At 67.3% G+C, this 15,734-nt stretch carries 13 protein-coding genes and 3 tRNA genes; 12 read left to right on the top strand and 4 right to left on the bottom strand.

Annotated elements, in window-relative coordinates; genetic code table 11:
• Positions 1-90 precede the first annotated feature (90 nt).
• The 10 genes from AC2YHB_RS12785 (at position 91) to AC2YHB_RS12830 (ending at position 11,221) form a co-directional block, all read left to right on the top strand.
• Positions 91-1,458 carry a cytochrome P450 gene (locus AC2YHB_RS12785; RefSeq protein ID WP_200958934.1) on the top strand — a complete coding sequence of 456 codons (1,368 nt, stop codon included), beginning with the start codon at positions 91-93 and terminating at the stop codon, positions 1,456-1,458.
• The gene (locus AC2YHB_RS12790) at positions 1,455-2,177 is read left to right on the top strand and encodes a transglutaminase-like domain-containing protein (protein WP_056756807.1); all 723 of its coding nucleotides are present in this window, start codon (positions 1,455-1,457) and stop codon (positions 2,175-2,177) included. Before AC2YHB_RS12785 ends, AC2YHB_RS12790 begins: the two co-directional genes overlap by 4 nt.
• Positions 2,174-3,703 (top strand): aldehyde dehydrogenase family protein, encoded by a 1,530-nt coding sequence (locus tag AC2YHB_RS12795; protein ID WP_056756804.1) that lies wholly within the window; start codon positions 2,174-2,176, stop codon positions 3,701-3,703. The genes AC2YHB_RS12790 and AC2YHB_RS12795 overlap by 4 nt, the downstream gene beginning before the upstream one ends.
• On the top strand, positions 3,700-4,533 hold the full coding sequence (locus AC2YHB_RS12800; protein ID WP_110205675.1) for an SDR family oxidoreductase: 834 nt from the start codon (positions 3,700-3,702) through the stop codon (positions 4,531-4,533). The genes AC2YHB_RS12795 and AC2YHB_RS12800 overlap by 4 nt, the downstream gene beginning before the upstream one ends.
• An 84-nt stretch (positions 4,534-4,617) precedes the next feature.
• Entirely contained in the window at positions 4,618-5,643 is a 1,026-nt protein-coding gene (locus tag AC2YHB_RS12805) for a BtrH N-terminal domain-containing protein (protein WP_200958932.1), read from the top strand.
• 74 nt (positions 5,644-5,717) lie between these two features.
• Positions 5,718-6,293: a PaaI family thioesterase gene (locus AC2YHB_RS12810; protein ID WP_082606256.1), complete on the top strand. Its 576-nt coding sequence runs from the start codon at positions 5,718-5,720 to the stop codon at positions 6,291-6,293.
• Between the two features lie 103 nt (positions 6,294-6,396).
• Entirely contained in the window at positions 6,397-7,062 is a 666-nt protein-coding gene (locus AC2YHB_RS12815) for a lysophospholipid acyltransferase family protein (RefSeq protein WP_235536118.1), read from the top strand.
• Positions 7,063-7,924: 862 nt separating this feature from the next.
• Positions 7,925-10,621 carry a MobF family relaxase gene (gene mobF, locus AC2YHB_RS12820; protein WP_238694882.1) on the top strand — a complete coding sequence of 899 codons (2,697 nt, stop codon included), beginning with the start codon at positions 7,925-7,927 and terminating at the stop codon, positions 10,619-10,621.
• 170 nt (positions 10,622-10,791) lie between these two features.
• Positions 10,792-11,031, top strand: a complete 240-nt coding sequence (locus AC2YHB_RS12825; RefSeq protein WP_056756790.1) for a PLC family EF-hand domain-containing protein — start codon at positions 10,792-10,794, stop codon at positions 11,029-11,031.
• Positions 11,024-11,221, top strand: coding sequence for a helix-turn-helix domain-containing protein (locus AC2YHB_RS12830; RefSeq protein ID WP_056756787.1), 198 nt, complete (start codon positions 11,024-11,026; stop codon positions 11,219-11,221). The genes AC2YHB_RS12825 and AC2YHB_RS12830 overlap by 8 nt, the downstream gene beginning before the upstream one ends.
• Positions 11,222-11,320: 99 nt before the next feature.
• Here the strand turns inward: AC2YHB_RS12830 and AC2YHB_RS12835 are convergent.
• The 3 genes from AC2YHB_RS12835 to AC2YHB_RS12845 all read right to left on the bottom strand — a co-directional run bounded on the left by AC2YHB_RS12835 (position 11,321) and on the right by AC2YHB_RS12845 (position 11,609).
• A tRNA-Val gene (locus AC2YHB_RS12835) sits at positions 11,321-11,395 on the bottom strand.
• 14 nt (positions 11,396-11,409) lie between these two features.
• Positions 11,410-11,483 (bottom strand) — tRNA-Cys (locus AC2YHB_RS12840).
• A 53-nt stretch (positions 11,484-11,536) separates the two neighbouring features.
• Positions 11,537-11,609: transfer RNA gene (locus AC2YHB_RS12845), tRNA-Gly, on the bottom strand.
• A gap of 169 nt (positions 11,610-11,778) precedes the next feature.
• On the opposite strand from AC2YHB_RS12845, the gene AC2YHB_RS12850 reads away from it, so the two are divergent.
• Positions 11,779-12,606: an aminotransferase class IV gene (locus AC2YHB_RS12850; RefSeq protein WP_179651696.1), complete on the top strand. Its 828-nt coding sequence runs from the start codon at positions 11,779-11,781 to the stop codon at positions 12,604-12,606.
• Here AC2YHB_RS12850 and AC2YHB_RS12855 read toward each other — a convergent pair.
• Complete coding sequence (locus AC2YHB_RS12855) at positions 12,587-13,765, bottom strand: GAF domain-containing protein (RefSeq protein ID WP_179651694.1); 1,179 nt, start codon at positions 13,763-13,765, stop codon at positions 12,587-12,589. The two genes, AC2YHB_RS12850 and AC2YHB_RS12855, sit on opposite strands and share 20 nt — an antisense overlap.
• A 93-nt stretch (positions 13,766-13,858) precedes the next feature.
• On the opposite strand from AC2YHB_RS12855, the gene AC2YHB_RS12860 reads away from it, so the two are divergent.
• Positions 13,859-15,694, top strand: a complete 1,836-nt coding sequence (locus AC2YHB_RS12860) for a flavin-containing monooxygenase (RefSeq protein ID WP_179651692.1) — start codon at positions 13,859-13,861, stop codon at positions 15,692-15,694.
• The last annotated feature ends 40 nt before the right edge of the window (positions 15,695-15,734 follow it).

Raw genomic sequence — 15,734 nt, forward strand, 5'->3', positions numbered from 1 at the left:
ACGAACCTCCTCCCACGAGCAATCACGAAGAGGCGCGACCGGCTCTCGTCGTTGCTCCTGGCGTCGCTACCGAGTAGATGGGACGCGGCCCTGCGCGAGGCCAGCGACCGGTGGCCGGTCCACGAGCTCGCCCCAGTTCCGGAAGGCTCCGGACTCAAGCCCGTCCGAGGGACCGCCGGACTCCCTCTCCTCGGACACACCGTCGACTACATCCGCTTCGGGTCGGACTTCACGCGTGCCCGATACAGGCGCTTCGGTCCGGTGTCCTGGATGGGGGCGTTCGGCACCAAGGTGGTGGCGGTGGCCGGCCCCGACGCCACACAAGAAGCACTGACCACCAAAGCGAGGTCCTTTTCCCAGGACGGTTGGACCTATCTCATCGACGCGTTCTTCCACCGTGGCCTGATGCTGATGAGCTTCGACGAACACAAGATGCATCGACGCATCATGCAGGAGGCGTTCACCCGTGACCGGCTTGCCGGATACGTCGACCAACTCGGACCGACCGTCGAGGCGAACATCCAAGGCTGGACCGCCGGCACGTCCAACCGGCTCTACCCCCTGCTCAAGAGCCTGACTCTCGACGTTGCCACGGACGTCTTCATGGCGGGGCGCGGCGGGAACCAGGACACCGATGCGATCAACGACGCCTTCGTGTCGACCGTACGGGCAGCCAGCTCGATCGTGCGGATACCGCTGCCCGGGACACGCTGGCGAGCTGGTGTGCGTGGGCGAGCGGTGCTGGAGGCCTACTTCGCACAACATCTGCCTGCTGCCCGCGAGGGTCAGGGCGGCGACCTGTTCGCGGGACTGTGCCATGCGCAGACCGCCGAAGGGGACGCCTTCACCGATGAGGACGTCATCAACCACATGATCTTCTTGATGATGGCCGCCCACGACACCTCGACCATCACCACTGCGGCGGCCGCCTACTTCCTCGCCAAGCACCCGGGGTGGCAGGAGCAGGCCAGGGCCGAGTCCGACCGACTCGGCGACCGGACCCCGAACATCGTCGACCTGGAGTCGCTGGCGACTCTCGATCTGGTGATCAAGGAAACGCTGCGCCTGGTGGCGCCAGTGCCGATCGTCATGCGCAAGACCGTCGAGGACGTCGAGATTGCCGGGAGCCACATTCCAGCAGACACGCTGGTTGCCATCGCTCCGGCCGCCAATCACTTCGACGAGACATGCTGGACCGACCCCGACAAATTCGACCCTGGACGCTTCAGTGAGCCGCGTCGGGAAGACCAGCACCACCGCTTCGGGTGGATCCCGTTCGGTGGCGGGGTGCACAAGTGCATTGGTCTCCACTTCGGGACCCTGGAGGTCAAGGCCATCCTGCACCAGATGCTGCGCACCTACAGCTGGACGGTCCCCGACGGCTACGAAGTCAGATGGGACAACACCTCACTACCGATTCCCGTCGACGGGTTGCCGATCACCCTGGAGCGCCGATGAGTCAGATCCTTGCGTCCCACCTGGAGCCGACGGAATTTCTCGACTTCGAGCACGAGGACGTCCGCGACTTCACCGCGGCCACGGTCGGTGACGCGAGGACCGACACCGAGAAAGCGAGACGACTGTTCGCCGCCGTCCGCGACCGGGTCTGGTACGACCCCTACACGGTGTCGGCCGACCCTGCGCACTACCGCGCGAGCTTCGTGCTCCAGGCCGGTCGCGCCTACTGCGTCCCGAAAGCCGTGCTGCTCACTGCGGTGTGCCGCGCGGCAGGCATTCCGGCGCGTTTGGGTTTCGCCGATGTCCGCAACCATCTGCAAACCCAGACCCTGCGAACACTCATGGGCGGCACGGACCTGTTCGTTTACCACGGATACAGCAGTCTCCACATCGACGGCAGGTGGCTCAAGGCGACGCCGGCGTTCAACGTCGAGCTGTGTGCTCGTTTCGGTGTTCCTCCGGTGGAGTTCGACGGTGAGCACCACGCACTCATGCACGCCTTCACGGCAGACGGAATCCAGCACATGGAGTACGTCCACGAGCGTGGCCTCTTCGACGACCTGCCCTTGGCCGAGATCCTGAGCGAGCTTCGCCACACCTATGGCTCGATGGTGGATTCCTCCGCGCCTGCGGTTGACGACGCTTTCACCATCAAGTCGACGAGCCAGATCCAAACTGACGCTTCACCCGGGTCTGCGCACCCACAGGAGGACCGATGAGCCCAACAACCACAGCGACCATGCTTGAGGTGCGCAACCCAGCCGACGGCCGGTTGGTGGAGACCATCTCCGTAGATGATCGTGACGCCGTGACGCGCATCGCTACCGAGCTTCGCCTCGCCCAAGTTACCTGGGCCGAGGATGGTCCACGGCAGCGTTCACAATGGTTGCACCAGTGGCGGGACTGGATCCTTGCTCATACCGACGAGCTCACCGACCTGCTTCAGGCCGAGACCGGCAAGGTGCGTCCTGACGCCCTCGTGGAGACGACCGCGTCCTGCGAATTCATCACCTACTACGCCAACCACGCCGAGGACTTTCTCGCCGACGAAAGGGTCAGGTCCGCGGGACTGCTGAGCCTGCCGAAGCGACTTTCCAAGACCTACCGGCCCCATCCTCTCGTCGGCCTGATCACCCCCTGGAACTTCCCGATCACTCTCTTTCTCATGGACGCAGCTCCCGCGCTGGCTGCCGGGTGCGCGGTCCTGGTGAAGTCCTCGGAAGAGACACCACTGACCTGCGCACGGGTCATCGAAGGCTGGCACGAGATCGGCGCCCCGCCCGTTCTGGCACATGTCACGGGGGCCAGCGACACTGGCTCCGCCGTCGTGGATGCCGCTGACTTCGTCCAGTTCACAGGCTCGACAGTGACAGGGCGTGCGGTCGCACTTCGTTGCGCTGAGCAGTTGAAGCCGGTGAGTCTCGAACTTGGCGGCAAGGATCCAGCAATCGTCCTGGAAGACGCCGACCTCGCCCGTGCGGCCGAGGGCATCGCCTGGGGTGGCTTGTTCAATGCAGGGCAGGTCTGCATTTCCGTCGAGCGCGTCTATGTGGTTGCCCAGGTGTACGAGGAGTTCGTGGCTCGGCTGACCGAGCGCGTGCAGTCGCTGACCCAGGGGGTGGGCGCGCGCGACGATGTCGGTGCCATGGTCACCGCAAGGCAGGTCGAGATCACCGATCGCCACGTCAGCGAGGCGGTAGCGTCCGGCGCGAACGCAGTGGCCGGCGGACGACGAGGCGAGGCCGGGAACTACTACTTGCCCACAGTCCTGATCGATGTCGATCACACGATGGCGTGCATGACCGAAGAGACCTTCGGCCCCACGATCCCCGTGATGCGCGTCGCCGACGAAGACGAAGCCATCCGACTGGCCAACGATTCGCCGTACGGATTGTCGGCCACGGTCTGGACTCGTGACCACGCTCGGGCCCAGCGCATCGCACGACGCCTGGATGCTGGAGCGGTCAACATCAACGACGTCTTCAGCAACCTGTTCGCGATGACGCTGCCGCACAGCGGGTGGAAGTCGTCGGGGACGGGCGCGCGGCTCGGGGGAGCCGACGGGCTCCACAAGTACTGCCGGGTGCAAGCGGTGACCGAGCCGCGATTCCCCGTCTTGACACGAGAACTCACGTGGTACCCGTACTCCGCCCGGCGTACGGCCATCGCCCGAAGAGTGTTGCGCACGGTAGCCGGTCGCGGCTTGCGTCAACGCCTGGGCCTGCACCAGGAGCACATCAGATGACTCGCCCCACACTCTTTCCCGCCAAGACGATCGCGATCACCGGCGGAGCCCGCGGTATCGGTTACCAGACGGCCAAGGAACTGATCGGACGCGGCCACCGCGTCGCCATCGGCGACATCGACGAGGCCCGTGCCAAGGAGGCCGCTGATGAGCTCGGCATCTCCTCCGTCGCCCGACTCGACGTAACCGATCCCGACTCCTTTCGGGCCTTCCTCGACATGGTCGAGACGCAACTCGGTCCCATCGACGTGCTGATCAACAACGCGGGCATCATGCCCACCGGGCACGTGCACGAGGAGGAGGACACCGTGACCCGGCGGCAGGTGGAGATCAACGTCCTTGGCGTGATCTTCGGAACCAAGCTGGCCCTCCAGCGGATGTTGCCGCGGCGCGCCGGGCACATCATCAACACTGCGTCGTTGGCCGGCGAGCTCTCCGTGCCCGGCTTGGCCACCTACTGCGGCACGAAGTTCGCCGTCATCGGGTTCACTGAGGCGGCCCGCCAGGAGTACCGCAAGTCCGGAGTCTGCCTGTCAACCGTTCGGCCCACCTTCACCAACACCGAACTGGTCGCTGGAACGTCCGGGGCGAAGGGTCTGCGTAACGCCGAGCCGCAGGAGATCGCGCGGGCGACGGCCGATCTGATCGAGCAACCCCGTCCGTTCGTACGCGTCACCCGCGTTGCCGGCGGCATGGTCGCAGCAATGAAGTTCGTGCCCGGACGACTTGCCACCGCGCTCGGCTCCGCCCTTGGCACGGACTCGGTATTCCTCGACGACGTCGACATGGGGGCCCGCCAGGCCTACCTGGAGCGAATCCGGAACAGCTAACCCCCGCATCTCTGAACCAACCGGCAAATACGAGAAGGACGTCCCGTGCCCCGAAGAACCCTGATCCAGAACTACCCCCACCGAATGGGAGGGCACTGCGGTTCGGGTGCGATGCGCGACCTGCTGCACTGGAACGGCTTGGGATGGGACGGACCGCCCGATGAGGGTCTGGTGTTCGCGCTCGGCGGCGCCCTGGGGCTGTCCTACCTCCGATCGACCGACCTCTTTCCCCCGCTGTATCTGGTCGGGCGCGGCGCCGAGTTCGAAGTAGATCTACCGCTACGTCTGGGTGGGCAGGTGCAGGTCCTCACCACCGATGATCCCGAGGAGGGGTGGTCGTGGGTCCGAGACGAGCTCGACGCCGGACGACCCAGCCTTGTGTGGGGCGACATCGCGGAACTGCCGTACCTGCGGGTCCAACTGCAGATGAGCCGCCACGACATCGTGGTGATCGGCTACGACGAGGAGAGGGAGCTCGCCTTCGTCGTGGACAACGACCGCGCAGACGTCCAGGAAGTTCCGCTCGAAGCGTTGGCCCGGGCACGGTCCTCCACGGCGTTCCCGCAACCCACCCGCCATTGCACTTACCGCATCACCTGGCCCCGCTCGCTTCCCGCCCTCGAGGAAGTCGCCGCAGGGGCGTTCAGGCAATCCGCCGCCAACATGCGTGAACCATCGCCCCACAGCATCGCCGATCCGACGACGGCGGCCCTCGGTACTGAAGGCCTGGAGGCCGTTGATCTGTTCGCCGCAGACGTCGCGACCTGGGCAGAACTCCCGGACGACGAACTCGGAATACTTCTGTTCAGCGTTGGCGCGTTCATTGAAAAGGCAGGAACCGGCGGCGGTCTGTTCCGCCGTCTGGTCGCCGACGGCTGCGCAGAGGTCGCACGGCTGACCGGCGACGCCGCGACCACAGACCTTGCGACCAAAGCCGCCCGCTGTGCGCAGACCTGGACCGACGCCGCGCGCGCCGCGGCCAAACGCGACGCCGAACCACGCTCTCGGATCGAGCAACTGGTCCTGATCGCTGGTCGTCTACCAGAGCTGGAGTTGCATCTGGTCGAGTCCTTGGAGGCTGCTGCCAGGTCGTTGGCTGGTGATCACTGATCGACTCCTGCCGTCACGATGACCGATCGCATCAAGAGCGATATCAAGTCCGTGGAGAAGAAAGAGCGACGCACATGGCGACACTGGGGGACCACGACTACGACTACGCATCTGTTGTCCGGCACGAAGAGCTCGACTACCGCGATGGGGGTCTGATCGCTGGATGGGCGGCGCATCTCGCCGGTCAGGTCACTGTGGAGGTCGGCCAGGTGCTGCCGCCACATTCCCCGCACTGCGCGGGGTGCGGGCCAGACAATTCCGCCGGTCTGCACCTTCGCGCGGTTCGCACCGCCTCAGGCGTTGAAGCGGTGCACTCGTTCGACGAGGCCCAGGTCGGCGCTCCCGGCATCGCTCACGGTGGAGCTGTGGCCCTCGCCTTCGACGACCTTTTCGGCTTCTCGCTCTACACCGTCGGAGCACTGGCTGTCACGCGCAGTCTCACCGTCGAATATCACGCGCCGTTCCTACTGCACCATCCCTACACATTCCGGGTACAGGTCACGAATCGCACAGGACGCCGGCTCCTGCTGCACGCTGAGGCGTCTGATGCAACCGGCAAGAAGACCGGATCAGCCGACGCCACCTTCGTGGTGGTCGATCCCGGTCACTTCGCCGCCGGCGCCGAACAAGAGCAGAGCCAAGGACAATGACCTCCGCAGATGCGCGACGTGCGCGGCGCGTGGTTCGCAGGGCCCGGGCAATCATCCTGTGACGTCTCCTGGAGGGCACACGGACTGGGGCGTTGCCTGGTGGGTGGCCGTCGTGATCTGCAAGCCGGTTCTGATTCTGGTGCGCCGGCGCGACTGGCGTGGAGTCGAGCGGATACCCGCACGCGGCCCAGCCGTACTCGCCGCGAACCACATCTCCAAACTGGACCCGTTACTCGTCGCCGAGATGGTCCTCGCCAACGGAAGGATCCCGGCGTTTCTTGCGAAGAGCAGCCTGTTCGAAGAAAAGATCGTAGGGAGGTGGTTCCGTGCGGCCGGACATGTGGAGGTGGATCGATCTCATGGTGCCGACGGATTCGGCGCCGCCCTGACGGCACTTCGCAGCGGTGCACTGCTCGTGGTCTATCCCGAAGGAACGATCACCAAGGACCCTGACGGCGGCTTGATGGAACTCAAGACAGGCGCTGTGCGGCTGGCAATCGAATCAGGAGCGCCGCTCATTCCCGTTGCCCAACGAGGCGCCGAAGAGATCCTGCCGGCCTACAGCCGCCGCCCGAAACTGTTCAAACGGCCCACCGTCACCATCGACATTGGTCCGCCGCTTGACCTGACCGATCTCAGGCAGCTCGGGCCCGGTCCCGAAGCGGCGATCGCCGGTACGCGCCGACTTGCCGACGCTCTGGCTCAGATGCTGGATCAACTGGCAGAGCGACACGGCGCGAGCGACCAATCCTCACGCTGCCGGTCATGAGCAACGTCCTCGTGACAGCCCGGTGAAGAATAGACGGGATTGGTGGCGAGATCTCCGCGTCCGAAATGGCGATGGCCCCGAGAAGTCCTGGGGCCATCGGCGACTGAATGTGAGTCACTCGATCAGTTCTGGACCTGATGTCGTCGTAGATGTGGAAACTGCCGGCCAGCACCGCCACTCACGATGATGCGCAAGCCGCGGGGAGCCCATTCGGGCCGATCTGGTGGACGCCGACTCCCGGCTCGTCCCCGAGCAGCCAGGACAACGAACGTCCTCTGAACTCAAGGAAGTGCGCAAAGACCAGTTGAGAGCGCTGGCATGATCGTGCGGGTCGCGCTCGGCGAAGGCGGCCAAGCGAAACGCAACGCCTACACAACCCACGCTGTTCGCAGCCCAGGGGACTGCTGATAGAAGACGGTGCGGGGTCCCAACATCTTCGGCATCCGCTAGATCGATTCTCATCGTCGAGGATCGACTGGGTCAACGTAAATCGACGCCAAGACGACCTCCGGTGCTGTCGTCGATCGGCATGCGCGGCAGCTCTACATAGCTTCTGCCGCGGCGCCCGCGCAGCCCGCGAACCGTCGGCCCTGTGCCTCCGGGAACGTCCCGCTTGGTGGTCGTCTGCCCCTGCAGTCGCACCTTGTGCGACCCCGAGGACATCACTGAGTACATCTCATTGCTGCATTCAGCTGTGAGCCCCAATGACGATTGTTGACGGACGCTGGCGAGTCCCAAAACCCGATCCCCACCAGGTGATTGGAAGGCTCGAAACCGGGCGGCACGCATGCTACGAAGGTTCGTAGATGGTCCGTCCCCCGGGGGGACGGACCGGTGTCATTTCAGGGGTCTTTGACGAGACGTGACGGGCGGTGACGAGGACATCATGCACGGTGGGGTGAAGTTCTACCGCGGCTCGGCAGCCGCCGCACGCTCCTATGTCGAGGCCGACCACTCACGTGGCGATGACTACTACCTCGCCGAGGGAAGCGGCGTTGCCGAGCACTACGCCGTCAACGTGAGCGGCGACGGAACTGTCATCGATCGGCGTCCCGATCTCGACGGCCCGACGTACGAAAAGTGGGTGGCCGGGTACGACGTGTCCACCGGTCAGCCGAAGGGCCGGTTGCGCGATGACGATCGCGCGTTGAGGTTCGTCGAGGTGGTCGTCAATGGACCCAAGACCTGGTCGCTCGCGGCCGCACTCCATCCGGATCTCGCTGCTGCTTACGAAGCGGCACAGACCCGCGCGGCCGAGGAGGTCATCGGGTGGGTTGCCCAGCACGCAACCACACGCGTCGGTCCGCGCGGACGCCAGGTCCAGGTACCCGTCGAGAAGATCGAGGCCGCGGTCGTGCGGCACTACACATCGCGTGCCGGTGACCCGCACCGTCACCTGCACGTTCAGATAAACGCGCGCGTGCACGCGGCAGGTGCATGGCGTGGCTTGCACTCCGTCGGAGTTGTTGACTCCATCGAGGCGCTCAATGGCATCGGTCACGCCGCCGTGATGTGCGACCCCGAGTTCCGCACCGCGCTCGCCGAACATGGCTACACGCTCGACGACTCCGGCGAGATTCAGCAGCTCGCGCCGTACGCCGGTCGGTTCAGCCAACGAACCTCGCAGATCAACCGCAACGTCGACCGCTACGAAGCCGCATGGCGCACCGAGCACCCCGGCGAGGAGCCGGGGCCGAAGCTGCGACAGTCGTGGGATCGTCGCGCGTGGGCTGATGCACGTCCCGACAAGGTTGTACCGGCCGACGGCGTCGACCTTGTCACTCGGTGGAACGTCGAGCTGCACGACCTCGGCTTCCGTCTACCGATAGAACCCGTCGAGGTTCGAGCGACGACTATCGGTCGGTTGCGTCGCGACGCTGCCGTTGATCTCGTCCTCACCCGGCTCGGAGCGAAACGCTCGGCCTGGAACGCCGCCGACATTCGCGGCGAAGTCGAGAAACTGATCCCCGCGGTCGGCATCATCGCCGACCGAGCCGCACGCACGGAGCTGGCCGAAGACCTCACCGCACGCGCGGTCGCCTGCTGCCGGCCGTTGCGCGAACGCGGTGACGTGCCGGACCACATCAGGAACCTCACCTCCGACCGGGTACTCGACGTCGAAGCGAAACTCATCGACGCCATCGCAACGCGCGTACTGCAACCGGTCCAACGTCCGGGCCGGATCACGAACAGCGACCACCTCGATGCCGCGCAACGGGCGGTCGTCGCGGCACTTGCCGGCGACGCCGGCCTCCTCGTCATTGAGGGTGCGGCCGGCACCGGAAAGACCACCACCCTCGCCGCCGCCCGCGCTGCCCTCGATGCGCAGTACCGCCGACTTCTTGTCGTCACACCGACCCTCAAAGCAGCACAGGCTGCGCGACAGCAGGTCGGCACCGATGCGTTCTCCGCGGCTTGGCTCATCCACCAAAATGGTTTCCGATGGGACCAGGACGGCCACTGGTCACGCATCAACCTCGCCCGCGAACAGATCAACGTCGCCGCACGGCTGTCACCCGGCGACGTCCTGCTCATCGACGAAGCCGGGATGCTCGACCAGGACACTGCCCGCGCACTGTTTGCGATCGCCGACCGCGCCTGCGCGACTGTTGCGCTTCTCGGGGACCGCCACCAACTGCCCGCCGTCGGTCGCGGCGGGCTACTCGACATCGCCGCACGCTGGACACCACCAACCGCACATCTCGAGCTCGAGTCCGTGCATCGATTCGTCGATCCGGAGTACGCCGACCTCAGCCTGAAGATGCGCGAAGGCGACCACCCAGCCGACGTCTTCGACGCCCTCCTCGAGCGCGGACTCATCAGCGTTCACGCCACCGATGTCGAACGCACCGCCGCCCTCGCGGACATCGGCGCCGCAAGCGAGGACCTGATCATCGCCGACACCCGCGAACAGGTCGGCGCGCTCAACGCCGCCATCCGCGACCACCGCCAGCCCCGTGATGAGCGGAACGGTGAGCCCGTCACCCGCAGTGGTGAGCGGATCGGCCTCGGTGACCGTGTCGCGACGCGTCGCAATGACCGCGAGCTCGGCGTCGCCAACCGCGACGTGTGGACCGTCGCCGGTATCGGCGACGACGGGAGCCTGCTGGTCACCGGTCGCGCCGGTCAACGAGAACTGCCCGCCGCCTACGCCGACCGGCACGTCGAACTGGCCTTCGCCTCGACCGTCTACGGCGCCCAGGGCGAGACCGTCGACTCCGCCCACCTCGTCGTGGGCGAGACCACCGGAGCAGCATCTGCGTACGTCGCCATGACCCGCGGCCGCCACAGCAACGTCGCCCACATGGTCGCCGATTCTGTCGAGGACGCCCGCGAGCAATGGGCGGGCGTGTTCAGTCGCAATCGAGCCGACCTCGGCCCAGGACACGCAGCGACCCGCGTCGACGAGGACATCGAGCGCTACGGCACACGGGCGCTGGCGCATTCCGAATCACTGCAGGCCGCCGCCCTGACCGACGGACTGGCCGAGCGCCCGCGGCGGCTTGAAGAGCGGCAACCCCTGAGCACCCCTCCGCGGGGGCAGGGAATCGGTCGTTGACCAAGTCCCATCGTTCAGGTGATCGCTCGCGGGACCTGAGACGACTTAGGTGACCAAGGAGCAGCCGGTCTCGACACGAGCGGTCAGCGGACGTCCGACCCACACGAGGGGCGGTGCTTCTCAACCAGAGTCGCCGAACCCGTCGGCGGCCAGCAACGAAAGGCGACGTGATGGTGACACCCATCGGGATCCCCGAGGACTGGGACGACAACGGCCTGATCCTGTTCGAGGAGTTCTGCGAACTCATCCGCACACCGCAACGCACCGTCCGTGACTGGCGTCGCCGTGGCATCGGCCCGCGATGGACGCGCTTTCAGGGCGTTGGCCGGCTCTACGTGACGGTCGCGGAGGCCCGTTGCTTCCTGGCCTCCGCCAAGGTCACCCAGGTCGAGGTGCGTTCCGATGGCTGAGCGACGAGCCATCGCGGTCTACGTGAGCCTCGAGGAGGCGGCCGAGTCCATGTCGGTCTCGGTCAGGACGATCCGGCGCTGGATCGCAGCCGGCACGCTTCCGGCGTACCGCTGCGGAAAGCGGGCCATCCGGATCAAGCTCGACGACCTAGAAGCCACTCCGCAAAAGATGCCCACAGCGCAACTCTGAGTGCCGCTGACGAGGTGCGCGCGCCGAATCCTTGTTGCACGTATGTTGCACGAAAAGCAGAACAGAGGCCCCAAAAGGGCCTCTGACCTGCGGCTTTACTGGTGGGCGATACTGGGTTTGAACCAGTGACCTCTTCCGTGTCAAGGAAGCGCGCTACCGCTGCGCCAATCGCCCTTGTGGAGTTGTTGTGGAGGTGGGTACGGGATTTGAACCCGTGTACACGGATTTGCAGTCCGTTGCCTCGCCTCTCGGCCAACCCACCGCAGGTGGCCCTTTACACACTGGCCTGGTCAGGCAGTGGGTCTGACCACTCCGAGCGGACGACGAGGCTCGAACTCGCGACCTCAACCTTGGCAAGGTTGCGCTCTACCAACTGAGCTACGTCCGCATCGCACTGCTTTGCCGGCCTTTCGGCCCGCTCTGCGGTGCGGTTGAGAACATTAGCCGATCCAGTGAACGGCGCCAAAACGGGGGGTCACTTTCGGCATGTCGGGGGTTCTCGCGGCCCTCGTCGGAGCCCTGCGGAAGGCGTTCGCGGAGCCTCCTAGGCTGGCCCCATGCGCGTGTGGATCAACGGTGAGCTGCTGTCCGACCCCAAGGCCCCGGCGGTGCCGGTGACCGACCACGGCCTCACGGTCGGGGACGCGGTCTTCGAGGCGGTCAAGGTGGTGGACGGCCAGCCGTTCGCACTGCAGCGCCACCTCGACCGGCTGGAGTCCTCGGCGGCCGGGCTCGGCCTGGTGGGCCTCGACGTCGACGACGTACGACGCGGGGTCGGCGCCGTGCTGGAGGGCGAGCCGATCGCGCTCGGCCGGCTGCGGATCACCGTCACGGGCGGGAATGCGCCGCTGGGGAGTGGGCGGGGCAGCGACCCGCTGACGGTCATCGTGGTGGCGAGCCCGATGGACCCGGCGCCGGAGACGACGGCTGTCGTCACCGTGCCGTGGCCCCGCAACGAGCGCGGGGCGCTGGCGGGGCTGAAGACGACGTCGTACGCGGAGAACGTCGTGGCGCTCGCCCAGGCCCAGGCGGCCGGCGCGAGCGAGGCCGTCTTCGCCAACCTGGCCGGCAACCTGTGCGAGGGCACCGGGACCAACGTGTTCTACGTGGTCGACGGGGAGGTGCGGACGCCGACCCTGGCGAGCGGCTGCCTCGCGGGGGTCACCCGCGCGCTGCTGATCGAGTGGTTCGGCGCGACCGAGGTCGACGAGCCGATCGAGGTCGCGGCGGGCGCTGACGAGATCTTCCTCGTCTCGACCACGCGCGACGTGCAGGGCGTGCACCGCTGGGACGACCGCACGCTCGAGGCGCCGGGACCCGTGACGAAGGCCGCCGCTCAGGCGTGGCGCGACAACGAGGCCGCGCTCATCGGCCTGGATCGCTGACGACGCTGAGCTCGACGCCGTCGCCGAGCCGGTAGGGGTTCGTCGCGAGCAGCGCGCCGAGCGCCTTGCGCATCCGCGAGATCTCGGCGCGCACGGTCACCTGGTGCTCCCCGTCGCCGTACAGGCGGTGGCTGAGGACGCCGGCGGTGAGCCCGCCGCGTCCGGCCGCGGCCAGCGCTGCGAGGACGTCGGCGTGCCGCGGCGACAGCGCCACCCGCCACGGTGCCTCACCGCCGCGCACCTCCAGCATCGCGGGCGTCGTGGAGAGGTCCAGGGTCGCCCGCAGCACGGTCTCGCCGGACTGGGGCCGGATCAGCCAGCCGCCCCGCAACCGCTCCGGCAGGCACAGCCCGAGGCCGGGTACGGCGACCGCCCGGTCGGCCCGCGGCGCGTCCACCCGGTCGCGCACGGACACGCCCTGGTGGGCCGCCACCCAGCCGTGGTCGTCGACGACGAGCAGCGGGCCGTTGGCACCGGACAGCAACGGCTCGGCCGTACGCCGCAGCTGCTCGAGGCGCTCCTCGTGGTGGCGCCACAGCCGGGCCTCCGCGAGCCGGACCGACGCCGTCACCAGCGCCTCGATCGCGGGGTGCAGCGTGAGGGCCGGACCGCTGACGTCGACGATCCCGAGCAGGGAGCCGTCGATGGGGTCGTGGATGGGGGAGGCGGTGCAGTACCAGGGCAGCTGGGCCCGCTCGAAGTGCTCGGCCGCGAAGAGTTGGACCGGCGCACCCTCCTCGAGCGCAGTGCCGATCGCGTTGGTGCCGACGCTGCCCTCGGTCCACAGCGCGCCCTCGGCGAAGCCGAGCCCGTCGGCCTGCCGCTTGACCCGCGGCGAGCCGCTGCGCCACAGCAGGATGCCGTCGGCGTCGGTGACGACGACCAGGTAGTTCGACGCGTCGGCGGCGCTGAGCAGCAGCTCCCGGATCTCGTCGATCACCAGCGCCAGCCGCGAGCTCCGGCGGCGCTCGTCGACGTCCGCGGGCGACAGCGGGTCGCGGCCGTTGCGGCCGTCCGGGTCGATGCCGAGGCCGATCACCCGGCTCCACGAGCGCGCCACCACGGCCCGCGGCCGCTCGGGCGGCGCGGAGCCGGAGAGCACCGCGTCGTGGATCCGGACCAGGTCGCGGGCCCGCATCGCGAGGTCGTGCGTGGCCATGTGTCCACAGTAGGCGGGTCCATGTGACCGGGGCCACATGCAACATCGTGCAACGGTTCCTGCAGCGGTGCGCCCGGGAGTCTCCTTCTCGGCATGACCCAGCTCGACGACCGGCCCGTCACGACGGCCGACACCACCCCAGCTCCGGACCCCGCCACCGCCTGGTTCGCGGCCTTCGAGGACGCCCTCGCCGCCCGCGACATCGACCGCGCCTCCGGCCTCTTCGCCGCCACCAGCTTCTGGCGCGACCTGATCGCCTTCTCCTGGAACCTCACCACCGTCGAGAACCCCGACGGCGTCGCGGACCTGCTCGCCGCCACCCTCGACCGGGTCGACCCGTCCGGCTTCCGGCTCACCGAGCCGGCGGCCACGGCGGACGGCGTCACCACGGCCTGGTTCGAGTTCGAGACCGCGGTCGGTCGCGGGCGCGGGCTGGTGCGCATCGTCGACGAGGACGGTCCGAAGGCGTGGACCTTCCTGACCACCCTCTTCGAGCTCAAGGGCCACGAGGAGCCCAAGGGCGTACGACGCCCGATGGGCGCCGAGCACGGCGCGAACAAGGAGCGGGTGACCTGGCTCGAGAAGCGCCAGGCCGAGGACGCCGCGCTCGGCGTCGACACCCAGCCCTACGTGCTGGTGGTCGGCGGCGGCCAGGGCGGCATCGCCCTCGGCGCGCGGCTGCGCCAGCTCGGCGTACCGGCGCTCGTCATCGACAAGCACCCGCGCCCCGGCGACCAGTGGCGCAACCGCTACAAGTCGCTGTGCCTGCACGACCCGGTCTGGTACGACCACCTGCCGTACCTCAAGTTCCCCGACAACTGGCCGGTCTTCGCGCCGAAGGACAAGGTCGGCGACTGGCTCGAGTTCTACACGCGGGTCATGGAGGTGCCCTACTGGTCCAACACGGTCGCCACCAACGCGTCCTACGACGAGGACGCGGGGGAGTGGACCGTCCACCTCCAGCGCGAGGGCAAGCCGCTGGTGCTCAAGCCGACCCACCTGGTGATGGCGACCGGCATGTCCGGCAAGGCCAACATCCCGAGCTACCCCGGCGCGGACGTGTTCCAGGGCGAGCAGCACCACTCCTCGCAGCACCCCGGCCCGGACGCCTACGCCGGCAAGAAGGTCGTGGTCGTCGGCAGCAACAACTCCGCGTTCGACATCTGCGGCGCGCTCTGGGAGCACGGCGCCGACGTGACGATGGTGCAGCGCTCGTCGACCCACATCGTCAAGAGCGACACCCTGATGGACATCGGCCTGGGCGACCTCTACTCGGAGCGTGCGCTCGAGAACGGCGTCACCACCGAGAAGGCCGACCTGATCTTCGCCTCGCTGCCCTACAAGATCATGCACGAGTTCCAGATCCCGCTCTACGACCAGATGCGCGAGCGCGACAAGGACTTCTACGACCGGATGGAGGCCGCCGGCTTCGACCTCGACTGGGGCGACGACGGGTCCGGCCTGTTCATGAAGTACCTGCGCCGTGGCTCCGGCTACTACATCGACGTCGGTGCCGCCGAGCTGGTGGCGAACCGCGACGTGAAGCTCGCCAAGGGTCAGGTCGACCACCTGACCGAGACGTCCGTGGTCCTCGCCGACGGCACCGAGCTGCCGGCCGACCTGGTCGTCTACGCCACCGGCTACGGCTCGATGAACGGCTGGGCCGCCGACCTGATCAACCAGGAGGTCGCGGACAAGGTCGGCAAGGTGTGGGGCCTGGGCTCCGACACCACCAAGGACCCCGGTCCGTGGGAGGGCGAGCAGCGCAACATGTGGAAGCCGACCCAGCAGGAGAACCTCTGGTTCCACGGCGGCAACCTGCACCAGTCGCGCCACTACTCGCTCTACCTGGCCCTCCAGCTGAAGGCCCGCCACGCCGGCATCGACACCCCGGTGCACCGCCTGCAGGAGGTGCACCACCTGGGCTGACCCGTCCCCGATGTGAACCGCGGTCGCGAGATGCGTTAGA

Source organism: Nocardioides sp. SRI_004, from assembly GCF_057586415.1.